This window comes from Cerasibacillus sp. JNUCC 74 (assembly GCF_053667775.1).
Window position 1 is genome coordinate 412085 of the sequence record NZ_CM132207.1, and the last position, 23608, is coordinate 435692.

Consider the following 23608-nt stretch of genomic DNA (forward strand, 5'->3'; position numbering starts at 1 on the left):
TGGTAAAGAAAGCGAATGGAATGAATGTCCTAAGTGCAATTGGAAGTTTTCAGCAAAGTCTTTTGGCTGTTAGGAAATTATAAAATTTGTTCATTGTGGATAATTTCTATATTAAAATTTAACCTATTATGTCTCTGTGTTTTTTAGTCCTCGAGGTAGCTTCAATCCCACTTTGGATCGGACAGCCTCCTTATCGGATTTTTAGCGTTTGTCAGGACTAATCAAAGTTCTAGCGGTTTTGCTCTTTATGTTTCTAACTGTATATACTGTTCTGTCACTCGAAATTTTGAAGCTTCGGATTTCTGCTTATCCCGCAAGTAACTGGCAGTTTGTTTATCCCACTTCCATACTACGGGTGGAACCTAGGAGGAAAGTGGAGGATTTAACTGCCAGATTCTGTTCATTCTAACAATCAGTAGGGGATGAAAGAAAAACCCACTGATGGAAGATTCACTTTATTATCTTTTTCATTAAAAATTTATAAGAAAATTAACTGATTTTATGTTGTATATATGGTATGTTTAGAAAAAGAATTGTTATTTAAGGAGATAGAAAATGCAGATTCGGAGGCTAGATATAAAAGAACAAATGCCACTCGAGTTGTTGCTGCTAGCAGATCCTTGTAAGGAAATGATTGAAACTTATTTTGCTAGAAGTGAATGCTATATTGCAGAAATCGGGGAGCTAGTTGTCGGTGTGTATGTCCTGCTACCAACAAGACCCGTAACTATCGAACTAGTTAATATTGCAGTAAGAGAGGAAGAGCAAGGAAAAGGAATCGGAAAGCAATTAATCAGACATGCAATCAAAGTGGCAAAGGAAAAAGGCTGCAAAACAATAGAAGTTGGTACTGGAAACTCTAGTATAGGGCAGTTAGCTTTATATCAGAAATGTGGATTTAACATGGTTAGTATTGAAAAAGACTACTTTCTGAAGCATTATCCAGAGACCATATATGAAAATGGAATACAGTGCAGAGATATGGTTCGTCTATCGTTAGATTTACAAACATAAATGCAATTAGCGAGCGGAAAAGGTTGAAAATAAATTCAGTATTAGATGGAGGGATGGAAATGGATAAATTTATGGAACGAGCAGTAGAACTAGCTGTAGCGAATGTTCGGGAAGGTGGTCAGCCGTTTGGAGCAGTTCTAGTTAAAGATGAAACAATTGTAGCAGAAGGTGTAAATGAACTGCATACAACCTACGATGTTAGCGGTCATGCAGAATTATTGGCAATTCGACGTGCGCAAAAACAAATACAAACAAACGATCTTTCAGGTTATACGATGTATGCAAGTGGTGAACCATGCCCAATGTGTTTGACGGCGATGTATTTTGCAGGGATTAAAGAAGTATTTTTTTGTGCTTCTTTAGATGACGCGGCTAGAGCAGGGTTAGGAAAATCAAAAAAGATTTATGAAGATTTGCAAAATCCTAAGGAGGAGCGTTCTCTTTCTATGGTGCAGATGCCATTGCGAGAAGGTCAGGTGGACCCAATGCAGCTTTGGAAAAAACAGTCTTCTTAAAAAACTCATAAAAACTTGGAGAACCCTTACAAAATCTTCATATATCTATGATACTAATAAGCTCCTGCTTATGATTAAGTCCGTTAATTGGGGAGTTAAGTTTAATTTCACATGAGATAGTTGAATCCTGTACGTATGGCAGTAATCCCCACTTCCATGCTACAGGTGAAATCTAGGAGGATAAGTGGAGGATAAAAGCCCCCACTGATTGAAGATTCACTTTATCATCAATCAAAAAGTCCAGAAATACAGGATGTAAACTTTAACTTACAACTGTGTGGTCTAACTCCACTGTCTTAGACGTTATCCGCTTTTAACCTTGTCTTTATTCGTCCATACTAAGTTTGTTGTGAATTTATGGGTGGATATAGAAAAAGTAGCCATACGGATTTATGGTATAAAGGATCATGTTATATGGGAAACAAAAAGGGATTGTGTATAGGTATCAAATGAGGAAGGTCAATTTTCTAATTTGGATCTTTATCTAGGTGTAGTTTAATTTTCTTTTGTGTTTTATATTTTTGATGGTGCTTTAACGGATACATTTTTTTATTGGATGAATTACGATGTTATTTTTTACGAATCTTGTCCACTCATTAAAAACCCTATTTTAAATTTGTCTTAGCGTGTTTCCTTTGCTTAATATGGAAATATTTTCTTGTTATCCCTTTAACCAGAAATAACCCCTCTATTTACCATTAATCAATGGATTTTGTTTTAATAAAACGAGGAAACGCCTCCTTTAGAATATGTTTCTTATTGTCGTGATTAGGAGGCAAGCCGGAAGTAAAGGCGCGATTATCAGTCTGGTCATTTTCGCCGATCCCCTTATAGAAGGAAATTTCATTTTATCTAAATTTATATTATATTTATTGATAGCAACTATTTTATGGGGGTGCGGCAATGGACTGTTGCTGTAAAAGTGGTAAAACTATAAACTTAAAGCTAGAAGGCGATTTTGGATCTGATCCAATTTGGTGTAAGTTATGTGGCTGTAATTTAGACAGCGAAGACTTGCCGATTTCTAAGGAATTAGCTAATAAATTAACTAATTGGGCATTCCAATATGGCGAATGGATCGATTGGGAAACAGATAAATTGCTTCCACATGCTAGCGAACGTGAAAAGCAATTTAATGAAAACGGTCTGATTTTAACAGAAAAGTTAAAGCGGGAGCTAGGTGTTTCCTATGCTGTTGATTATGTACCCTCATTGACCGTAAAGATGTATGAGCGTATAAAGGGTTAACTATTTGATAAAATCGGTATAAAAGGCTGGTGATTCGTTTGGATAGGATAATCGAGTTTACTGTACTGGTTGCCATTTTGTACTATATGTTTAGACTTATACAGGTGTTGGTGAAAATGCGACAGACGATCATCTTTCCAAGCAATGTACAAGAAGTGAAAGCATTGAGAAAGTACCCTCAGAAAACAGTAGATAATCCTACTTATAAATATCAAAAATCAGGATTTCTTTTAAATATACTAGCAGTTTTATTTATTGCAGCAATGTTTGGTATTGGTATGATTACGGAAGCTCTTGCATCGAATCATTACCTGTTTATGCTAGCTTTTCTGATCTATTCATATTTGATGTTACAATTAAATCTATTTGCAGTAATAGACGATGGGTTATTATTAGGCACCCGTTTTATTCCTTGGGAAAGAATAAATAAATTTTCTTTTACACCAATAGATGTAAATCATAGGTACTATGGTCAATACAAGGAGGCAAATGGTGGGTATGTGTTAAAAATTAAAACTAGGATTGGTTTTAGGCAAGTGATTATTATGTCTGAAGATTTGAAGCAGCAGTTATCGCAGCTGATGCATGAGCATGTCGCAACAAAAGGGAAAGCGACGGAAAAGGTACATGAATCATCTTAAGTTACTTTACCTGTAGGAGCTAGTTTATCCTGCATGTAACTGCGGTAAGACCTCCACACTTCCATGAAACCCAGGAGGATAAGTGGAGGTCTTACTGCAAATTCAGGTTGACAGGACACGGAAAGCCTCTTGAATAAGCATCGCACGCTGAAAAAGTGCTTTTCTTTATTCAAGGACACAAAGGACTACGACAGCGATACATTGCGATTTTTCAAGGGCATTGCGACTTTAGCATTTGTTTTACTTCAGGAAAAAAGTGCTTCTGTATGAGTTTCACTTATAGTTAGGTGATGAGGTGATTCCTCAGGTCAAAGTTTTTTATAAATTAGAAAAGTTTAGTAGTACGATCAACAGTTAGTAAATATGGAACATATACTAATCCTCTGTGGGTGCAGAAACAGCCATTGTTTATGGCTCTGATAGTCAAAGCTCATGTACAAACCTTACCCACTTCCTTAGTTGTAAATAAGTTGCGTAAAACATAGAGTATTCCTTCAGCGTAAGGTTTTGGGGCTATTTGCTGGTGCAAGGACTTTGCTTCTTCAGTAGCGTTTTGTAATAGGTATCCATGTTTTACACTCTTTAACATATCGATATCATTGCCGCTGTCTCCAAAAGCTATCGTATGGTTGTACGGGACATTATAGTAATTTTTTACAAATGCGGCAATGGCAGCTTTACCGGTTTCTTGTGGAATAAAATCAACATCATACGCTTCTTCGGGATCGCCGGCCTTTGGATTACAACGATTTATGTTTACCTGAATGCTGTGATTTTTAGCCTGCTGTTTAATGATGAGTAAATCGTACTCGGTTCGCACATCAGACTCCATATAATAATAGTAATTATATTTATACGGGCTTTGACCATGCTGTGTTTGCTCTTGTAATTGAATACCGTACGTATTTTTTAATTCATTATAAAGATGGTGAACCTGATCATTGGAAAAGCCAGATCGTTTTATTTTTTTCATCCATTCAGGAGATGTTTGAAAATCCCCATTCTTTGTTATAAAAAACAGTTCTGTACCTAGATTACTGCCAATAAAATGTGGGTAAAATTTTAGCTTTGCCAGCTCCATTTTATAACGAATATGTTCTAAGCTACTTCCAGTAATCCAACCAATTTTAACTTGATGTTCACGTGCTAATATATACAGAAAGTCTTCTAATTCCATTAACTTCTCTAATTGAGATTGGCTACGCTTGTGGGGATAATAGGTTTCATCGAAATCAAATAATATAAGATAATTCGTTTTATTGGTTGAAGGAAATGTAGATGTCATTATAAAAACCTCCTAAAAAGTTTTGCTCATTGTTATAGGCTCTCTAATTAGCTTTTTACATGAAGCCCTACTTCATCTACATTTACTATACGGTCTGGGAACGTTCCCGTGTCAATAATAAAAATAGAGGTGTTAAAAAATGCCCACGATTTTGGATATTGCAAAGCGAAGTGGAGTTTCTAAATCTACAGTTTCTAGGGTTCTTAACAATCATCCACATGTTTCCGAGGCTAGTAAAAAGAAAGTAATGGAGGCAATTCAAGAACTTTCGTATGTACGAAATGCCAGAGCAGTAAAACTGAGAACACAAAAGAGCAGAATGATTGGTATTGTTGTTCCAACCATTGATGCTACTTACTTTAGTCAGCTTGTTAGTGCTTTCATTCAATGCTTTCGAAAATATAGCTATGGAATTATTATCCATGAAACATTATTCAAACGTGAAAATGAATTGGAAATGTACGATAAGCTGTTGCATAAAGAGTTGGATGCTTTAATTATTACGAATTCTTTATATACGGAAAAAGAAATTAAACAGAAGATTGGTGATCATATTGCCATTGTGTGTAATGAACAATTTTCTGGTACGGCTCTTGATGTGTTTGGCTTAAATGAAGAAGATGCTATTTTTGAGGCAACGGAATTTTTGTTAGATAAGGGATGTCAACATATCTATTTCTGTGCAGATTCAATGTTAACACCATTACAGCAAAGTCGCTGGAGTGGATTTAAAAAGGCACATGAACACCGTGGGTTACCGTGCCCAACCGAAAACAGATTGGATGGGATAAGAACGATTGAAGATGGGATAGTGTTAGGGAACAAACTCTTTCAAGAAGGTATAGAGGTAGATGGAATTATAGCTGGCAGTGATTTTGTTGCCGCCGGTATACTGCACGCAGCCAGATTACATAAGATAATCATACCAGATGATCTCCGTATTATTGGGTTTGATAATCACCCGATTTGTAAGACGACATATCCGGAATTAACCAGTATTCAAAACAATATAGAGGAAATGGTAGCTGATGCGGTTGCCTGCTTAACGAATAGAATGAACGGCGAAAGCTTTCCGCCAAGAAAGAAAAGCTATCGGGGCAGGATGATTGAACGTCACACGACTTAACCTATGGAAGGGCATGTAGTAACTAAGTAATTAAGACTAAAGAGAATTACAGCCATTTCGATAACCATCCATGTGAGCATAAAGAATGCCCGCATGGATGGAAGTTTTAATCAATGTTAATTAAAATAACTTGCTTTATACGAGAGTGTAAAAAGTTTTGTGTAAATGGATATACTTTCCAATAAGGAGATGATCATTTATGCAAGACTTTTTTCATGACAAAACCATTAAAGATTTGGTAAAAGAATGTCGTACTGTAGAAGATGTACAAGAGATGATGAAGCTTTTATTTAAAGATACCATTCAACGGGTATTTGAAGCTGAATTAGAGGATGAACTGGGTTATCAGAAACATAGTACCACTGGCAATAACACTGGAAATAGCCGAAATGGGTATAGTAAGAAAACGGTAAAATCTAAATACGGGGATACCGAATTGAATATTCCAAGAGACCGAAATGGTGACTATGAACCAAAGATTATTAAGAAGTATGAAACGACTATCAATGGAATAGAAGACCAAATACTGGGACTTTATGCAAAGGGGATGTCAACAAGAGATATCGAAAGCCAAATGCAGGATTTATATGGGCTTGATATTTCTCCGACCATGGTTAGTAAAGTAACCGATAAGATTATGCCTCTCGTCAAAGAGTGGCAATCACGCCCTCTTCATCGGGTTTATCCAATTGTTTATTTGGACGCAATCCACTTTAAAGTACGAGATGGAAATAGGATTGTAAATAAAGCTGCATACAGTGTTTTAGGAATTAATATGGATGGTCAAAAAGAGATACTCGGCATTTGGATAGGAGAAAATGAAAGTGCTAGTTTTTGGTTGGGCGTATGCACAGATCTTAAAAATAGAGGTGTAGAAGATATTTTAATTGCATGTAAGGACGGGCTTTCAGGCTTTTCAGAGGCAATTAGTTCTGCGTTTCCTAAAACAGAAATACAGCTATGCGTCATCCATCAGATACGCAATTCCATGAAATATGTCTCCTATAAGGAACAAAAAGAGGTAATGAAGGATTTAAAGAAAGTCTATCAAGCATTAACCTTAGAAGAAGCCGAACTGGCCTTCACTGCTTTCAAAGAAAAGTGGGAAAAAAAGCATCCTATTATTATTCGATCCTGGGAACAAAACTGGTTGGAATTAACCGCCTATTTCAGTTACCCTAGGGAAATTAGAAGAATTATATACACGACGAACATTATTGAAGGGTATCATAGACAACTTAGAAAAGTCACAAAAACAAAATCTGCTTTCCCGTCTGATGATGCATTAAGAAAAATGATATATTTGGCAACCATGGATATTACTAAAAAATGGACTATGCCAGTACAAGGATGGAAAGAATGTATATCACAGCTAGCCATTCATTTTGGAGAACGTCTAGAAACCGAACTTGCATTATAACTGTAGTTTGGTTCCGGCTTGACATGGAGCCTCTGCGGGCGTGATGAATTGGCGATGGAGATACCTTTAAAGAACAAAGCTATCGCCAACGAAAAAGCGAGCGTATCACGCCCGCTTCTCCACGTAAAGCCTGTATATTTTATTGTGTGCAATTCCCATTTACACAAAATAGTTTATACTCCCCTTTATACACCAACAGAAACAGTTTCTGGTAACGTACTTCCTCCGTCAATAACGATGGATGTACCTGTAATATAGCTGGATTCATCAGAGGCTAAGAAAGCAGCGAGTTCGCCAACTTCCTCTATTTTACCTAAGCGTCCTAAAGGCACTCCACTAGCGATACCATCGATAACTTCTTGGGGATTTTCCGGATTTGTTTCTTTTGCCATTTGCTCTGCCATTGGCGTTAAGACATAACCTGGCAATATAGCATTAACAGTGATGTTATCAGGCGCCACTTCTCTAGCTAGTGCTTTAGTAAAGCCTAGAATGGCTGCTTTTGTTGTGGCATATGCTGTTTCACCAGGGTCAGCAACCATGGTTCCGGTTACAGAAGATAGATTTACAATTCTGCCTTGCTTTGCTTTTTTCATGTATGGAAGAACAGCCTTTGTCACATTCCAAACCCCGTTAATATTAATGTTAAAATGGAAATCTCTTGTTTCATCATCCATGTCCTCAAAATTTTCTAAACGCACTACCCCTGCGTTGTTAATAAGCGCATCAATACGTTGATATTTTTCAATTACTTTTTTAATATCAGCTTTTACGTCTTCTTTTTTCGTAACATCTACTTGAAGTGCCATAGTTTCAAACCCATTGTCTAATAATTCCTTAGCAGTTTCATGTACCTGCTTGGAAACATCTAATAAGACGGTAATAGCACCATGCTTTGCGAGGACTTCTGCAATTCCTTTACCATTTCCCATTGCTGCACCAGTTATAATTGCGATCTTTCCTTCCATTTTCTTCAATTAAAAATACCTCCTCATTATGATGGATGTTTCACCATTTCTAGTATAGCAAATATTATTAACCATTTCGGAAGCTTTTATTTAAATGTTTGTTAATGTTTAAAAAGACTATTAAATGTATAAATGACAAAGTTTCGGGATTTAACAAGTTTAACTGCGTATTGGATAATAGTTTACTGAAAACCTCTATTAGTGAAAGGTTTATGTCATCTATTTTACACCAATAACTGCACCCGCCTTCACATATTTTTCACATGCTAAATATAGGTTGTTAGCGTATAATGGAGGCAGGTCATTCTTGGAGTTACTTCCAATGTCTGATGATTTTAAGTATCTATGTATTTTTAGCGAAAACAACATATTAACTATTTCTTGTAATGTTACCGTAGGAATAAACGCTTGCTTCATTAGGGGAATCATATTATTATCAAGATTCTACTAAGTAGCAGTAAAAATAGCGGTATGAATTATAGTTTTAAGGGGAAGAAAGTTATCATGAATTGGGGAGGAAATCTTAGGTGCCAAAGCAAAAATGGGCAAGTATTTTTGCTAAGACAGTAAAAACGGGCATTATTCGATCGAATCTTATTCCTATGTTCGCCGGTTTTACTTTAGCATTATATACATATCAAATAAGTTTAATGGAAAAATTTCCGGAAATTATTTTTGCATTACTTGGAACTGCTTTAGTAATTGGAGCTGCTGGGGCCTTTAATAATCTATATGATCGAGATATAGATGCTATTATGGACAGAACCAAGTCTCGTCCAACCGTAACTGGGGAAATTAAGCCAATAGGAGTACTATGGCTTAGTGTGATCATGAGTATTAGTGGAATTTTACTGCTTGCTTTAACAACATGGTTGGCTGCTTTTTTAGCTTTTTTAGGGCTGTTTCTTTATGTAATCCCTTATACCATGTGGAGTAAACGTAGAACCGTGTATAATACGGAGATTGGCAGTATTTCCGGTGCGATGCCGCCGCTTATCGGTTGGGCAGCAGTATATCCAGATATAACACACCCTGCAATCATCGGTCTTTTTGTAGTTATGATTATTTGGCAAATGCCTCATTTCTACGCCATCGCTATTCGTAATCATAGGCAGTATGAAGCGGCAAAAATCCCGATGCTTCCCGTTGTAAAAGGAGTAAAGCGAACCTATATTCAAACAAATGTCTATTTATTAATTATGTTTGCCATTAGTTTTTTGTTTGGGACGTTAAGTTTGGGATTGATGCTGGTTGCGGTATTATTAAGTGTAGGATGGTTAACACTTAGTATATATCGTTTTAGAGCTAATTCGGAAAAATGGGCAACATCGATGTTTGTTTATTCGCTTATCCATATGACTGTGCTATTTTCTACAATTATTATTTATTCATTAATGGGTATTATTTTCGATTTGTAATTGAACATTCCAAGCTGTTACAGTATTCTACATGTCAGCTTGGCTTTTTGTATAGCTAAGATTAGAATAAAATAATCGTTGTTTTGTGCATACTTGATTATAATAATGGGAATATCAATTTTATTGTGGCAAAATAATCGTAAGAGGCAAAAAAAGGAAAGGTGTATAAATGGATAACTTGGCTGCATCAATTATTATTCTTTTCATTTTAATTATTGCTAATGGCATTTTCGCCATGACAGAAATTGGTATTGTTACATCAAGAAAAATTAAGCTGGAACAAAAAGTAAAAGAAGGTAATAGTCGCGCAAAAACTGCTCTTTACTTAGCTGAAAATTCCAATGAACTGTTATCTACGATTCAAATTGGTATTACACTAATTGGTATTATATCCGGTGCTTTTGGGGGAGCCGCTATAGCTGATGACCTTAGTGCCTATCTGAGCAAAATAACGTTTTTAAAACCTTGGAGCAATGAAATCAGTATGGTGTTAGTAGTAACACTGACGACATTTTTGACACTTGTAATTGGAGAGTTGACGCCAAAGCAGATCGGTTTAACAAACCCTGAGAAAGTAGCACTTGCTGTTGCAAAACCAATGCACTTATTTTCTAAAATAGGTAAGCCGCTTATTTGGATTTTAGATCAATCTACTTCTTTCGTTTTGAAGATACTCAGGGTAAAGAAAACGAATGAACCCGATGTCACGGAAGAAGAAATTCAGCTAATGGTAGAGCAAGGTGTTCATAGTGGCAGTGTTCAGCCAATCGAGCATGAAATGGTTGATCAAATCTTTTATATGGGAGATCAACGGCTTAGTGATATTTTAACACCCCGAACTCAGTTGACATGGATTGATGTAGAAAGTAGTTTTGAGGAAAATATGAAAATTATTAGTCAGAGTGAACATTCCCGTTTTCCAGTGGGAAAGGGGAGTTTAGATCATTTTTTGGGTATTATAAGCACCAATAAAGTATTTTCTAAGCTATATGCAGGTGAAGCATTTTCGATTAATGATTGTATAGAAGAAGCATTAATTTTATCAGAGCATGTTAAGGTATTCCAAGCTTTAGAAACGTTAAAAGCATCCGGTCATCACCAAGCGGTTGTAGTGGATGAGTATGGTGGCATTGAAGGATTTGTTACGTTATATGATTTTATGCAAGTGATTGTTGGTGAAATATCTAGCGGAGTAGGTAGGGAACGGGCAACGATTATTAAACGGGATGATCAGTCCTGGTTAGCTGATGGACAAGTATCCATTGATACCTTTTTACGCTATTTTGATTTAGAGGATGAGGTAGATGAGGAAATTGTAAGAAATACCTCTTTTCAAACACTTGGAGGTTTTATTACGAATGAAATAGGAAATATCCCTAAGGAAGGGAATAGCGTTTATGTAGCAGATCTAAAATTGGAAGTCGTTGATATGGATCGAGTACTCGTTGATAAGCTACTGATCACTCGTGTGAAACCAAAGAATACGGATAATGAAAGCAGTAGATAATAACTAGTAAACATTTGCAAAATTGGACATGCAAGGAGATTAAAAATGGAATTTTACCAAAGGAAAATAGAAGATGTTCTAGAAGCAGTTGAATCAACAAAACATGGTTTATCAGAGGAAGAGGTACGGTCTCGTCTGAAGCGTGACGGCTTTAATGAAATTGAGGATAAAGAAAAAGTACCAACTTGGAAGCTATTTTTAGAAACATTTAAAGATCCTATGGTAATTGTGCTTTTGGCTGCTGCAGGTGTACAAATATTGCTTGGAGAATGGGTAGAGTCACTTATTATTTTCCTTGTGCTAATTATCAATGCAGTAATTAGTGTTGTGCAAACGCGAAAAGCAGAAAGTTCCTTAGAAGCTTTGCGGGATATGTCTGCTCCAGAAGCGAAGGTAATCCGAGGTGGTGTTAAGCAGACGGTTGCTGCTAAAGAGCTCGTTCAAGGGGATATTGTCTATTTGGAGGCAGGTGATTATGTTCCGGCTGATGGTCGGTTACTTGAAAGCGGCTCTCTAAAAGTTAATGAAGGAATGCTTACAGGGGAGTCAGAAGCAGTAGAAAAGACGACCGAAGCAATCGAAGAAGAGGTTACTATTGGTGATCGACGGAATATGGTGTATTCTAGCTCGTTAGTTGTATATGGGCGTGGAACTTTTGTTGTCACTGGTACAGGTGCAAAAACGGAAGTTGGTAAGATTGCTGATATGTTATCTACAGCGGAACAGAAGGAGACACCATTACAGTTAAAACTGAATAGCTTTAGTAAAAAGCTAGGGATTGGAATTTTAATCTTATGTATTGCCATTTTTGCTGTACAGGCAGCGCGCATTTGGCTTGGGGATAGTGAAGCAGACACAACAACAGCATTATTACATGCACTTATGTTCTCTGTGGCGATTGCAGTTGCTGCAATACCTGAGGCCCTTCAATCGATTGTTACGATTGTGCTGGCAGTGGGAACGAATAAAATGGCAAAGCAAAACGCTATTATCCGTAAATTGCCTGCTGTAGAAACATTAGGGTCGACGAGTATTATTTGTACAGACAAAACCGGAACATTAACGCAAAATAAAATGACAGTTACCGATCATTTTTTACCATTTAATAAAAATGAACGCCTGCCAGAAAATCTAGATGATTGGAATAAAGCAGAGCGCTTGCTTGTATATATTGCTGCTTTATGTAATGATTCTTACATTAATGAAGACAAGCAGGAGGTGGGGGATCCAACTGAGGTTGCTTTAATCAACTTTGCTAATAAGCATGGTCAAGATTATGAAGTTTTGCGACAAAACTTTCCCCGAGAAGCGGAGTTGCCGTTTGACTCTGATCGTAAGCTCATGTCGACTGTGCATACGATAAATGGATCAAAATTCCTTTTGGCAAAGGGCGGGCCAGATGTAATGTTTCACCGTTCCAGTCATGTATTTATAGATGGGGAAGAGCAGCCATTAACTGATGATTTACTTGCTCGTTTTGAAGGAGCAAATGAAGAGTTTTCGAACCAGGCACTGCGAGTATTAGCATATGGCTATAAACGCTTGCCAGAGGATAAAACGGAGTTATCTCATGATGATGAATATGATTTTGTATTAGTTGGGTTAACTGCGATGATGGATCCACCAAGAGAAGCTGTTTATGGATCCATTGAAGAGTCAAAATCGGCGGGAATTCGTACGATTATGATTACTGGTGACCACAAGACAACAGCTCAAGCAATTGGTCGGGATATTGGCTTAATGGGAGACAATGATATTGCGATTACTGGAAAAGAACTAGATGATATGTCAGATAAAGAGTTAGATGAAAAACTGGATCAAATTTCAGTATATGCTCGTGTATCTCCAGAAAATAAAATTCGCATTGTTCGTGCTTGGCAACGAAAAGGTGCTGTTACAGCTATGACTGGAGACGGGGTTAACGACGCTCCAGCATTGAAACAAGCGGATATTGGGATTGCCATGGGAAGTGGTACGGATGTTTCCAAAGATGCTTCGGCCATGATTTTGACCGATGATAATTTCGTATCAATTGTAAATGCAGTACAGGTTGGGAGAACAGTATATGCCAATATTAAAAAAGCAATTGGTTATTTATTTGCCGGGAATTTAGGAGCGATTATCGCTATTTTATACGCTGTTATATTTAATTTGCCAAACCCGTTTACTGCATTGCAATTACTTTATATTAATTTGGTAAATGATTCCTTGCCTGCCATTGCACTTGGTATGGAAAAACCTGAACCGAATGTGATGAAGCGTAAGCCACGTCCAACAGATGAAGGAATATTCGCAGGCGGCACCCTACGAACGGTCTTAACACGTGGTATTTTAATTGCCGCAGCTGTCGTCATTTCTTTCTATATTGGTTTATCTCATTCTAATGAAATGGGCGTAGCAATGGCATTTACAACCTTAATTATCTCAAGGACTGTCCAAACATTTGCTGCCAGATCAAATACGGAAACATCTATAAAAATCGGCTTCTTCAGCAATAAATACGTAATCGGAGCTGTTTTACTCGGATTTGTGTTGTATGGTATAACTGTTTTACCGTTTGCTCGAAGTGTCTTTAATATTCCTCCAGCATTTGGACTGACAGAATGGGCGATTGCGACAGGCTTAGCCATTGTCTCAGTGATTTTTATGGAACTAGCAAAAAAGATATTTCATCGCGTGCCTAAAAGTTAATTTATTACGGCGAAAAAACAGCTGGTGTTTTAACATTAGCTGTTTTTTCATTAATTAGGGATATAAAAAGTAATACGAGAGGGGGATTTATCCCGCATGTAAGGTGCCGTAAGACTCCCACTTCAAGATCCCTGTGTTCATACAAAAGGGGCTAAGTGGGGGAAACGGCACCTAAATGCCCGATTCGTTCAAGCTTTTCAGTAGGAGATGGAAGAAAACTCCTACTGAATGAAGTTTCACTTTATTTTGTTAAAAGATAATTGGTTTACCGTTCAAAAAATCGATAGTGAGACATATGCTATTAGTGAATATGGACATTGGCAGAAGGTACATTCTTTTTTGGTGTTAGGTGAAAGAAAGGCTGTATTGATTGATACTGGTTTAGGAATTGACAGCATGAAACGAATAACGGATTAATTAAACATATAAACCAATTGAAGTTTTGGCCACACCGTACATACGGATCATATAGGAAGTCATGGAGAATATGATAAAATTCATTTCATGAAGCAGGTAAAGATTGGCTCATCAATGGCATTCAAGGTTTGTCACTAGAGCAAATCAGAAAAAATCTAGCTAGAGATATAACTATACCTACCTCTGACGTTTGATCCAGATACATGTAAACCGTTTCAAGGTTTTCCTACATATATAGTAAAAGATGGGGACATTATTGAACTAGGAAATAGAAAGTTAATTATCTATCACACGCCAGGTCACTCCCAGGACATATAGTAATTTTTGATCGGAGCAGGGGATATTTATTTACTGGCGATTTATCCCGTAAGGTGCTGTAAGACTCCCACTTCAAGAGCCTTGAGTTGATACAAAAGGGTCTAAGTGGGAGAAAACGGCACCTAAATGCCCGATTCGTTCAAGCTAACATTCAGTAGGAGATGGAAGAAAACTCCTACTGAATGAAGTTTCACTTTATTGTACGACGAAACGCCTGTTTATGCTTTTTTCCCATCAAGCAACCCGGTTGATTTAGTCCAGTCATTGATGAGGATTTCTAAGATAGATGGGGTGACTAGATTATTTGGTTCCCATAATACCCTAGGACTTGATCCAGCTATTTTACACGAAGTGAATAGGGCAGTTGTTTACCTACTAGAACATGATCTTGTAAGGTTTGGTACAGGTGTACATGAATTTAACAGTTTTCGTATGCAATTCTAATTAGATTGCACGTTAGATATGGTATACAGAATGTAACTCCTATTGGTTAGAGTTAACTGTAATGTTTGTTGTGTTGGCTGTGGACGGGGTATGTCCACATTAAAATTTTACTTTTTCCATTAGAAAAATATAAAACTTTAACAACAGTTGACTCAATAAGTATTAATGTTCAAATTATATGTAACTTAGCGCTTATCTTTAAACGACTTGTCGACAGCCAAGTTTTCGGATCGATTTTGCTTGGTTTTCATTTTTAAACGAATCGGGTATACTATAAGGGATAGACAATATAATAAAAAACCGCTTGGTGCTGGAAACACCAAACGGCTTTGTGCATAGCCCTTTAAGGGGGCGACTCACATTTGAGAAAAAGTAACCATTAAATGCTCGTCAGGCTAGGGTGGTTACTTTTTTTCTGACAGAATAGCTACAATGAGCGTTCCGAAAGAGATCATTAAGACCAATCCTTCGAAAACTGTCATAGGCCTCACCCCCTTTCTAAAAAGGGATGAGCCACCACCCATGAAAGCCTTATGCACTTATAGGCAATTATAGCATAAATTGGAATGTAACTTCATGTACATATTCTAAAAAGATCTGATGACGGTATTAAGAAGCTTCGTAGTATTAATAAAAAGTATTTTTAAATTTAAATATTGTCAAGTTCTTGTCACATAAAAGCTAATTATTATGTAGTAAGCTGTAAAGGTATTATTTTTTATAAAAGCTGTTAAAATAAAGTAAGAGGAATTTATAATGTATGAGTCAAAGTGAAGAGCTGCTGTATTTATTTTTTCACCTGTAGTGTAAAAGAAGTTAATTAAGTTTAAATTCAAATGTGAATTATTGATCAATAAGTCTATGAAGCATTAGTAGCCATTGGTCAACAGTTTTTAATGTTTAGGGGAATTTATATCCGTATCTTTATGGTAGATATATTTTTGAAAGTAGTTACATCTTCTAAGCGTGCACTCATGCTATAGCCAACTCCGCTATTCTTCCATGATAAGTTAACATCGACACTGTTGCTTTTATTTTATTGGGAGTTCTTCGGTTTGTATGTTGCTACCGACCGATTCTAATTTTTGTTCGTGTAGACTAAAATTAGTCTTTATAAAAAAAGTCATAAAATATACATTTGAATTTTTGTTGATTTACATATACTATATAACTATATATAGTATGCTTTTTTATTTTAACACACTATATATAGTGTGTTTGTTTTTACATACTATGGTTAATGTACTATTTGGATAAAAATCTTCCGTTAAAACAGGAAGATGAGGAGGAATAAATGTGGTGAATCTAAAAGCTGAGCCTATTAATAAAAACGACGAATTAATGTTAGCTTTTCATGAAATTGTATCAAGCTCTAATCAAGATTTAATTCAAGAAAATGCAAATGTAGATGGACGATCTCCTTGTGGACAAATGAATAAATTTGCCAATGAAAGTGCTAAATTTTATGCGAAAACGCAATTGTTAAGTACTGAAGCAAATCAAGCACTAAAGGAGAATTACATTCATATTCATGATCTAGACTATATGCCAACAGGTACTGCAACATGTTGTCAAATACCATTAGGTAAGTTATTGAAAAAAGGTTTTAACACAGGCCACGGCTATATGCGCTCACCACAAACAATTATGAGTGCGATGGCATTAGCTGCGATTATTTTTCAAAGCAATCAGAATCAACAGCATGGAGGGCAAAGTTTTCAGGCGTTTGATTATGATTTAGCTCCATTTGTAAGACGAACATATAAACGGCGTTTGAACAGGTTGAAATCGTATAAACTTCCACTTACTCAAGCTGAGTTGGAAATGTTAGCATGGGAAGAAACAAACAAAGATTGTTATCAAGCATGTGAAGCATTTATTCATAACTTAAATAGTCTGCACTCCCGAAGTGGTGGTCAAGTTCCATTTACGTCGATTAATTACGGAACGGATACGAGTAAGGAAGGAAGAATGATTATAAAAAACCTTCTATTAGCTACACAGGCAGGATTAGGAAAAGGAGAAACGCCAATTTTTCCAATTCAAATTTTCAAAATGAAAAAAGGTGTTAACTTTTATAAAACAGATCAAAATTATGATTTATATCAATTAGCATTGGAAACAACTGCAAAACGTCTCTTTCCTAATTTCAGTTTTATCGATGCGCCGTTTAATTTGGAGTACTATGAAGAAGGAAAACCAGATTCTGAAGTAGCTTATATGGGCTGCCGTACTCGAATTATGGCTAATCGCCATGGTAAAGAAAACAGTGTAGGTCGCGGAAATTTATCGTTTACTAGTATTAATTTGGTAAAAATAGCACTAACATCACAAACTTTTGAAGCATTTATTAATAAATTAGATAAATATACGGATATCGTCATTCGTCAACTATATGATCGTTTCTTATTTCAATCACGTAAACTTGTGAAGGATTTCACTTTTTTACATGGTGAAGGAGTTTGGACGGGAAGTTCTGAGTTAAACCCAAATGACACATTAGAAAAGGTATTGAAGCAAGGCAGCTTAAGCGTTGGGTTTATCGGTTTAGCGGAATGTCTTGTTGCACTTATTGGTAAGCATCATGGCGAATCAGAGGAAGCACAGAAAATGGGAATAGAAATTGTGGCATTTTTACGACAAAAATGTGATCAGGCATGTAAACAATACGATTTAAACTATTCATTAATCGCTACTCCAGCTGAGGGATTAAGTGGAAGGTTCACCAAGCAAGATCAGAAAGAGTTCGGCATCATAAAAGGTGTCACGGATAGAGGTTATTATACGAACTCTTTCCATATTCCTGTTTATTATCCAATTTGTGCATTGGATAAAATAAAAAAAGAAGCAATGTATCATCCTTTTACGAATGCAGGGCATATTACGTATATTGAAGTTGATGGAGATATTAGTAAAAATTTAAAAGCAATGGATACCATTGTTAAAACAATGGCGGAATGTGGGATAGGTTATGGTAGTATTAATCACCCAGTTGATCGTTGTAAAAGCTGTGGTTATACTGGGGTGATTGATAATGAATGTCCAGGCTGTCACACGACGGAGGAATCAGAATTTGACAGAATACGTCGGATTACCGGCTATCTTGTTGGCACAATGGATAAATGGAATACGGCTAAGGCGATGGAAGAGCATGATCGGGTGAAACATTTATAATGGGAACAGAAACAGCACGTATTATGTCCATCTATCATGATTCCGTTGTTGATGGAGAAGGACTACGCACGGTAATTTTTTTTGCAGGATGCCCCCATTTTTGCAAAGGATGCCACAATCCAAAATCATGGAATATAAGAAATGGAAAAGAAATGCAAATTGAGGAAGTTGTCAAAGAGGCTCTTAACCCATTAACGGATATTACATTAAGTGGTGGTGATCCTTTTTTCCAAGCGAAAGCAGCTGCTAAAATTGCGAAACAGCTTAAAGAGGAACATGGGAAAAACATCTGGGCTTACACAGGGTGGACGATTGAGCAACTGCTAACAATAAAAGACGAGAATCAATTGGAATTGCTAAGATATGTCGATGTATTAGTTGATGGCCCATTTATTTTAGCAGAACGAGATTTAACGTTGTCATTTCGCGGTAGCAGAAATCAGCGAATCATTCATATGGATGAACACCGTCCAATATAGAAAGATGTTAACCCTTCTTTATAACGTATAACCTTTCTAAAAATGCACAAACTAAGCTTGAATTTTTAGAAAGGAGATTGCGTCCATGAATAATTTGACTCAGACAGAACTGGAGAATTTACGAAAAATTATTAGTGAACATGGGATGATTGCCAATAAACTCGAAGCCTATGCACAGTCAGCAACGGATCAAGAGTTAAAATCCATATTACTTCAGGATGCGCAGGCTGCAAGACAAGCACAACAGCAGTTATTACCATTTTTACAATAGGAGGGCTAACATTGTTACAGGATAAAGATATTGTAAATGACTACTTAAACGGATTAAATGCCAGTTTAAAAAGCTATGCTGATTATATTAGTCAAGCGAATAATGCACAGCTTAGACAAACATTAATTAATATGAGAAATAATGATGAAGCTCGTCAGCGAAAGGTATATAGTTTTGCTTCCCAAAAAGGTCACTATAAGCCAGCAATGCCAGCTGATCAGCAAGAAATTCAGCAAGTGAAGTCAGAGCTGACAGCTGGTCAACAGTGAGTAAGCTCTTATAGTTTTCATGCAGAAGCCTCCCTATGCTATGATAAGTAGTGATAGGGAGGTTTTTCATGATTTACATTGGACTGACTGGATGGGGAGATCATTATTCCTTATATCCTGCACAAATTAAACCGAAAGATAAATTAGCTGAATATAGCAGTCATTTTCTTGTTGTAGAAGTGGATGCCTCATTTTATGCTGTCCAGCCTGTTCATAATGCTGAAAAGTGGGTTTCAGAAACCCCGGAAAACTTTCGCTTTGTCGTAAAAGCATATCAAGGGATGACGGGGCATCGTCGGAGAGAAGATGACCCATTTTCAACAAAGGCAGAAATGTTTCGAGCATTTAAAGAGTCGTTAAAGCCATATCAACAAGCAAATAAACTGGCAATGGTTTTATTTCAATTTCCTCCATGGTTTGATTGTACTAAAGAGAATGTAACTTATTTACGGTATTGTAAAAAAATGATGAACGATATACCAGTTGCATTAGAGTTTAGAAATCAGTCTTGGTTTAGTGAACGTTTTCGAGACAGTACGTTAATGTTTATGAAGGAAGAAGGATGGATTCATTCGGTTGTGGATGAACCACAAGCTGGTGAAGGGTCAATCCCAACCATCCTGGTAGCAACAAACGATGACTTAACTTTGATTCGCCTGCATGGCAGGAATGTTCACGGTTGGAATAAACCAACCAGTGCTGACACGAATTGGCGTGATATACGCTATTTATATAAATACAATGAAAAGGAACTTTTAGAATGGAAAACACGACTGGAAAAGCTGAAAATAGAATCGAAGGATATTATTGTTTTGTTTAACAATAATTCCGGTGGTGACGCAGCAGGAAATGCAAAGCAATTACAAGAATTGTTAGGGATCGAATATGATGGTCTTGCTCCAAAGCAATTGGATCTGTTTTAATATAGAAACAGGGAAGGTGTTCTGCTTTTGGGCTGATATTAATCGTCCTTTATACGATGAAACAAAGAAGAAATGACACTATCAATGATTTATTTATAGAAACGAATGACAATATTAATTAACACAATATTATCATTACGGGCGACCGCGCAAAAAACCCGTTTGAACATCATGTTTACTTTCCCGACGTTCGTTCATCTTTTTCTTTCATAAAAGATCATCTCCTTATATTTGGAATTGTTTACTTTATACATGATAAAAACAATTCTTGAAAAATAACCTCGAATCCAAGGTCTTCGTAGCTAGTCGATATTTCAAAAAACAGCTATTACCATTTTTTAAGGTAATAGCTGTTTTTTCGATATTACGGGGGTAAGGCTTACATTACCAGCTAAAGACGAAAGGTAAAGTATGTATCCAATAAAGTGAATCTTTAATCAGTAGAAGTTTTCTCTTTGGTCCTCACTGATTGTTAGTACCGAAAAGGGTATGACCTAAAAACCTCTGAACAGAATCGGACATTTGACTTGCAGTAAGATCCTCTATTTATTCTCTAGGTTCACCTCGTTGCAAGGGAGTAGAGGTTTTACTGTCAGTTACAAGCGGGATAAAATCGGATTCACGTAACACTTATCCGGAATGATTAATGCTTTGTTTGATCATCAATTATTTAACCTCTCCACGTGTGACGTTACTAATAATCCAGCGCTGGGCTATCAGATAAACAATTACCATTGGTAAGAGCGCGAGCAGATAAGAAGCAAATGCTAAGTTATAATTGGTGCTAAATTCAGTTTGAAAAATATATTGAACCAATGGCAAGGTTGCATTTTCCGAGTCTGTTAAAATTACTAGTGGTAGCATAAAGTCGTTCCAAGCATATAATGTAGTCAGGATTGCCACTGTCGCATTCATTGGTGTAAGAAGCGGGAAGATAACTTTCCAAAAAATCCTCCATGAATTTGCCCCGTCCATTACAGCTGCTTCTTCCAGTGCAACTGGAATAGATTTAATGTAGCCCACATATATGAATACATTAAAGACCAGCTATAAAAAGTCAAGGTAAAAATGGAGTGATTTTTGAGATTATGATAAAAGACTCCGATTAAAATTAAGCATACCAAATAAGCCTTCATTAATTTTTTAAAAAAGAAAGCTTAGATTAATTTATTATTAATTATTATTTGGTCTCGGTTCATAAGGTTTTTTATCTCTAAGTATTGCAAAAATGATATGTGTTAATTTCCGAGCAACAGCACCAACAGCTGTACCATGTGCTTTACCACGCTTACGCAATCTTTGGTAATGCAAGGAAAGGGCAGGATCATGGAAACTCGCTACAAACGCAGCTTGCCAAATAGCTCGTCTGAGGTAAGGAGAACCTCGTTTAGAAAGTCGAGTTTTATTACTATTAAAGTCACCAGATTGATGAACAGAGGCGTCTAGGCCTGCAAAAGCAACAAGTTGCTCAGGACGCTCAAAGCGTTGAATGGAACCAATTTCTCCAAGAATGACACACGCGGTAACATCACTAATACCAGTGATCGTTGTCAGAAAATGTTCTTGGCGATTTGAAATATCAATCATTACTTTTTCCATTTTTTCTAGATGTTTTTCAATTAATGAAATTTGTTCTAAAAGAAGTTGAATTTGTAGTTTAAATACATCTGTACCCATAGAAATGCCAAAGGTATTCAACGCACTTTCTCTAATTTGATTCGCTTTATTAAAAGCTTTTGTTTCACCGAGACGCCCTTTACTTAATAACTCAGCTAACTTTTCTGTATCAAGTTGAAGTAAATCTTCAGGTAAAGGGGAGTGTAGTAAAACTTCAGTAGAAGATTTTCCAAATACATCAGAGAAAATTTGTTCATACTCGGGAAAGACTTGATCAAGTAACGAAATTACTTTGCGTTTTAAGTCTGAACACTGATCTACAAAGGAATACCGTAAACGCTCAAGATGTCTTAATTCTAGTAAATCTTCTTCAACGAAAGGAGTTTCCTCTGGCGAATCAATACGGATGACTTGAGCGATCAGGTAGGCATCACTCACATCTGTTTTTGTCTTTCGAATATAAAAATGACGTAAGGCATCCGATTGTAAAGGATTAAAAACGGTTATTTTAAATCCTAATTTATGAAGAAATGAAAAAACAGATAACCAATAATGACCGGTAGCTTCCATACCAACAACTGTGTTATCAGGTATTAACTTATATTGGTTGATAAATTGAAGTAACTTTTCGCTTCCTTTCTTGGAATTTGCGAAACGGACAGTTTTCCCAACGGGATCACCTTTATCATTAATTAAACCTACTTGATGATGCCGCTTACCAATATCAACACCAATATAAAACATAAAAGCACCACCTAATTATTATTTATCAGATGGGAGGAATCCTCTTATCCTTATAGATATCCAACCTCGTTCGATATACGACAACGAATATGTCATCCAGCTCATTCGAATAGTTCTATAAAGAAAGAGGTGTCAGTCTTGAAAACGAAGACAATACTTCAAGGACAATTACGACAACCTCTATCTGACTAAATACATTATACCTTGAGTGGTACAACGATTTAAAATTAGTAAAAATACTAGTTAATAATAATATACGAGGACAATTGAAACACAATGTATAAAAAGATGAGTCCAACCAAGTTATCCATTCCTAATAGTGCTGTTTGTCTGACAAGTGGGAGCATAATTATCGGAAACGGTACAAACATAGCACTAACAAAATAATAGAATAATCCTCTAACAAATCGCTTATGCATATTTCTAGCAATAGCGTAGGATACAAGAGAATTGGTTAACACCGTTAATACAACTACAAAAAAGGTAACGATAAAACTATTTGATAGTGCTTGGAAGAAATTAGTCAATTCAATTGCATCTAGGAAGTTTTGGAACCGCCATTCTTTTGGTAATGATAGTAATGAACCAGCCATTTCCTTAGGTGTTTTTAGCGCGACCGTGATCGTTAAAAATAACGGAAAAAAAATCAGTAGCGTCTCAACCATTAATAATATCGTAACGAACCAGTTTCTCTTTGTTTTCATTGCTGCACCTCCCGTTTTTGTAAGAAACGTAATTGAATAATCGATAGGGCAACAATAACAATAAAGTAGATGACAGCATTAGCCGATTGATAGCCAAATTGCCCACCTTCAAAGCCACCTCGATAAATTAATACTGAAATACATTCTGTTGCATAGCCTGGGCCACCACCGGTTAAAGCGATAATATGATCAAATACCATTAAAAATGTTTTTAAAGCGAGTACCATATTAATTGTGAAAAATGGCGTAATTAAGGGAAATGTAATCGACCAGAATCTTTTCCATGGGGATGCTCCATCTATGGCAGCAGCTTCATAAACGTCTCCTGGTACTGTCTGCAATCCAGCTAAGTAAAGGATGGTATTAAATGCAGTAGCTTGCCATACCGCCATATTGACGACACCAATCCAAGTAT

General features: G+C 36.5%; 20 protein-coding genes and 3 pseudogenes. 16 read left to right on the forward strand and 7 right to left on the reverse strand.

Annotated features, from left to right (window positions below; translation table 11 throughout):
* Window positions 1-555: 555 nt before the first annotated feature.
* The 4 genes from JNUCC74_RS01985 to JNUCC74_RS02000 all read left to right on the forward strand — a co-directional run bounded on the left by JNUCC74_RS01985 (window position 556) and on the right by JNUCC74_RS02000 (window position 3418).
* Complete coding sequence (locus JNUCC74_RS01985; protein ID WP_454066709.1) at window positions 556-1014, forward strand: N-acetyltransferase family protein; 459 nt, start codon at window positions 556-558, stop codon at window positions 1012-1014.
* Window positions 1015-1073: 59 nt separating this feature from the next.
* Window positions 1074-1529 carry a nucleoside deaminase gene (locus tag JNUCC74_RS01990; protein WP_454066710.1) on the forward strand — a complete coding sequence of 152 codons (456 nt, stop codon included), beginning with the start codon at window positions 1074-1076 and terminating at the stop codon, window positions 1527-1529.
* A gap of 903 nt (window positions 1530-2432) precedes the next feature.
* Window positions 2433-2777 carry a hypothetical protein gene (locus tag JNUCC74_RS01995; RefSeq protein ID WP_454066711.1) on the forward strand — a complete coding sequence of 115 codons (345 nt, stop codon included), beginning with the start codon at window positions 2433-2435 and terminating at the stop codon, window positions 2775-2777.
* Window positions 2778-2893: 116 nt separating this feature from the next.
* Window positions 2894-3418, forward strand: coding sequence for a hypothetical protein (locus JNUCC74_RS02000; protein ID WP_454066712.1), 525 nt, complete (start codon window positions 2894-2896; stop codon window positions 3416-3418).
* 430 nt (window positions 3419-3848) lie between these two features.
* On the opposite strand, the gene JNUCC74_RS02005 is transcribed toward JNUCC74_RS02000, so the two are convergent.
* On the reverse strand, window positions 3849-4703 hold the full coding sequence (locus tag JNUCC74_RS02005) for an HAD-IIB family hydrolase (RefSeq protein ID WP_454066713.1): 855 nt from the start codon (window positions 4701-4703) through the stop codon (window positions 3849-3851).
* A 139-nt stretch (window positions 4704-4842) separates the two neighbouring features.
* On the opposite strand from JNUCC74_RS02005, the gene JNUCC74_RS02010 reads away from it, so the two are divergent.
* Window positions 4843-5829, forward strand: a complete 987-nt coding sequence (locus tag JNUCC74_RS02010; RefSeq protein WP_454066714.1) for a LacI family DNA-binding transcriptional regulator — start codon at window positions 4843-4845, stop codon at window positions 5827-5829.
* Between the two features lie 199 nt (window positions 5830-6028).
* The gene (locus tag JNUCC74_RS02015; protein WP_454066581.1) at window positions 6029-7249 is read left to right on the forward strand and encodes an IS256 family transposase; all 1221 of its coding nucleotides are present in this window, start codon (window positions 6029-6031) and stop codon (window positions 7247-7249) included.
* Between the two features lie 185 nt (window positions 7250-7434).
* Here the strand turns inward: JNUCC74_RS02015 and ucpA are convergent, their stop codons facing one another.
* Window positions 7435-8226, reverse strand: coding sequence for an SDR family oxidoreductase UcpA (ucpA, locus tag JNUCC74_RS02020; protein WP_454066715.1), 792 nt, complete (start codon window positions 8224-8226; stop codon window positions 7435-7437).
* A gap of 518 nt (window positions 8227-8744) precedes the next feature.
* Between ucpA and cyoE the strand changes: the two genes are divergently transcribed.
* The 5 genes and pseudogenes from cyoE to JNUCC74_RS02045 form a co-directional block, all read left to right on the forward strand.
* Window positions 8745-9635 (forward strand): heme o synthase, encoded by an 891-nt coding sequence (cyoE, locus tag JNUCC74_RS02025; RefSeq protein ID WP_454066716.1) that lies wholly within the window; start codon window positions 8745-8747, stop codon window positions 9633-9635.
* Window positions 9636-9804: 169 nt separating this feature from the next.
* Window positions 9805-11142 carry a hemolysin family protein gene (locus JNUCC74_RS02030; protein ID WP_454066717.1) on the forward strand — a complete coding sequence of 446 codons (1338 nt, stop codon included), beginning with the start codon at window positions 9805-9807 and terminating at the stop codon, window positions 11140-11142.
* A 45-nt stretch (window positions 11143-11187) separates the two neighbouring features.
* Complete coding sequence (locus JNUCC74_RS02035; RefSeq protein ID WP_077319222.1) at window positions 11188-13833, forward strand: cation-translocating P-type ATPase; 2646 nt, start codon at window positions 11188-11190, stop codon at window positions 13831-13833.
* 228 nt (window positions 13834-14061) lie between these two features.
* Window positions 14062-14612, forward strand: a pseudogene (locus tag JNUCC74_RS02040) (MBL fold metallo-hydrolase); the annotation flags it as partial.
* Window positions 14613-14763: 151 nt separating this feature from the next.
* Window positions 14764-15012 (forward strand): annotated as a pseudogene (locus JNUCC74_RS02045) (MBL fold metallo-hydrolase); the annotation flags it as partial.
* Between the two features lie 404 nt (window positions 15013-15416).
* On the opposite strand, the gene JNUCC74_RS02050 reads toward JNUCC74_RS02045, so the two are convergent.
* A complete protein-coding gene (locus JNUCC74_RS02050) occupies window positions 15417-15536 on the reverse strand; it encodes a putative holin-like toxin (RefSeq protein ID WP_425445275.1) in 120 nt (39 codons plus the stop codon).
* Window positions 15537-16311: 775 nt separating this feature from the next.
* Between JNUCC74_RS02050 and JNUCC74_RS02055 the strand changes: the two genes are divergently transcribed.
* The 5 genes from JNUCC74_RS02055 to JNUCC74_RS02075 all read left to right on the forward strand — a co-directional run bounded on the left by JNUCC74_RS02055 (window position 16312) and on the right by JNUCC74_RS02075 (window position 20128).
* Window positions 16312-18186 (forward strand): anaerobic ribonucleoside triphosphate reductase, encoded by a 1875-nt coding sequence (locus JNUCC74_RS02055; protein WP_454067811.1) that lies wholly within the window; start codon window positions 16312-16314, stop codon window positions 18184-18186.
* 23 nt (window positions 18187-18209) lie between these two features.
* Window positions 18210-18665 (forward strand): anaerobic ribonucleoside-triphosphate reductase activating protein, encoded by a 456-nt coding sequence (gene nrdG / locus JNUCC74_RS02060; protein ID WP_454067812.1) that lies wholly within the window; start codon window positions 18210-18212, stop codon window positions 18663-18665.
* A gap of 85 nt (window positions 18666-18750) precedes the next feature.
* Window positions 18751-18936 carry a hypothetical protein gene (locus tag JNUCC74_RS02065; RefSeq protein ID WP_077319224.1) on the forward strand — a complete coding sequence of 62 codons (186 nt, stop codon included), beginning with the start codon at window positions 18751-18753 and terminating at the stop codon, window positions 18934-18936.
* 11 nt (window positions 18937-18947) lie between these two features.
* Window positions 18948-19205, forward strand: a complete 258-nt coding sequence (locus JNUCC74_RS02070) for a spore coat protein (protein WP_077319225.1) — start codon at window positions 18948-18950, stop codon at window positions 19203-19205.
* Window positions 19206-19273: 68 nt separating this feature from the next.
* Window positions 19274-20128, forward strand: coding sequence for a DUF72 domain-containing protein (locus JNUCC74_RS02075; RefSeq protein ID WP_077319226.1), 855 nt, complete (start codon window positions 19274-19276; stop codon window positions 20126-20128).
* A gap of 666 nt (window positions 20129-20794) precedes the next feature.
* On the opposite strand, the pseudogene JNUCC74_RS02080 reads toward JNUCC74_RS02075, so the two are convergent.
* From JNUCC74_RS02080 to JNUCC74_RS02095, 4 genes and pseudogenes are all read right to left on the reverse strand, one after another.
* Window positions 20795-21175: pseudogene (locus JNUCC74_RS02080) on the reverse strand (carbohydrate ABC transporter permease); the annotation flags it as partial.
* 126 nt (window positions 21176-21301) lie between these two features.
* Window positions 21302-22489, reverse strand: a complete 1188-nt coding sequence (locus JNUCC74_RS02085) for an IS110 family transposase (RefSeq protein ID WP_454065429.1) — start codon at window positions 22487-22489, stop codon at window positions 21302-21304.
* A gap of 239 nt (window positions 22490-22728) precedes the next feature.
* Window positions 22729-23193 (reverse strand): hypothetical protein, encoded by a 465-nt coding sequence (locus JNUCC74_RS02090; protein ID WP_454066718.1) that lies wholly within the window; start codon window positions 23191-23193, stop codon window positions 22729-22731.
* Entirely contained in the window at window positions 23190-23585 is a 396-nt protein-coding gene (locus JNUCC74_RS02095; RefSeq protein WP_454066719.1) for a carbohydrate ABC transporter permease, read from the reverse strand. Before JNUCC74_RS02095 ends, JNUCC74_RS02090 begins: the two co-directional genes overlap by 4 nt.
* Window positions 23586-23608 lie beyond the last annotated feature (23 nt).

Coding starts and splice junctions, on each gene's coding strand:
- JNUCC74_RS01985 (WP_454066709.1), top strand. CDS start 556: ATGCAGATTCGGAGGCTAGATATAAAAGAACAAATGCCACTCGAGTTG.
- JNUCC74_RS01990 (WP_454066710.1), top strand. CDS start 1,074: ATGGATAAATTTATGGAACGAGCAGTAGAACTAGCTGTAGCGAATGTT.
- JNUCC74_RS01995 (WP_454066711.1), top strand. CDS start 2,433: ATGGACTGTTGCTGTAAAAGTGGTAAAACTATAAACTTAAAGCTAGAA.
- JNUCC74_RS02000 (WP_454066712.1), top strand. CDS start 2,894: ATGCGACAGACGATCATCTTTCCAAGCAATGTACAAGAAGTGAAAGCA.
- JNUCC74_RS02005 (WP_454066713.1), bottom strand. CDS start 4,703: ATGACATCTACATTTCCTTCAACCAATAAAACGAATTATCTTATATTA.
- JNUCC74_RS02010 (WP_454066714.1), top strand. CDS start 4,843: ATGCCCACGATTTTGGATATTGCAAAGCGAAGTGGAGTTTCTAAATCT.
- JNUCC74_RS02015 (WP_454066581.1), top strand. CDS start 6,029: ATGCAAGACTTTTTTCATGACAAAACCATTAAAGATTTGGTAAAAGAA.
- JNUCC74_RS02030 (WP_454066717.1), top strand. CDS start 9,805: ATGGATAACTTGGCTGCATCAATTATTATTCTTTTCATTTTAATTATT.
- JNUCC74_RS02035 (WP_077319222.1), top strand. CDS start 11,188: ATGGAATTTTACCAAAGGAAAATAGAAGATGTTCTAGAAGCAGTTGAA.
- JNUCC74_RS02050 (WP_425445275.1), bottom strand. CDS start 15,536: ATGGGTGGTGGCTCATCCCTTTTTAGAAAGGGGGTGAGGCCTATGACA.
- nrdG (WP_454067812.1), top strand. CDS start 18,210: ATGTCCATCTATCATGATTCCGTTGTTGATGGAGAAGGACTACGCACG.
- JNUCC74_RS02065 (WP_077319224.1), top strand. CDS start 18,751: ATGAATAATTTGACTCAGACAGAACTGGAGAATTTACGAAAAATTATT.
- JNUCC74_RS02075 (WP_077319226.1), top strand. CDS start 19,274: ATGATTTACATTGGACTGACTGGATGGGGAGATCATTATTCCTTATAT.
- JNUCC74_RS02085 (WP_454065429.1), bottom strand. CDS start 22,489: ATGTTTTATATTGGTGTTGATATTGGTAAGCGGCATCATCAAGTAGGT.
- JNUCC74_RS02090 (WP_454066718.1), bottom strand. CDS start 23,193: ATGAAAACAAAGAGAAACTGGTTCGTTACGATATTATTAATGGTTGAG.
- JNUCC74_RS02095 (WP_454066719.1), bottom strand. CDS start 23,585: ATGGCGGTATGGCAAGCTACTGCATTTAATACCATCCTTTACTTAGCT.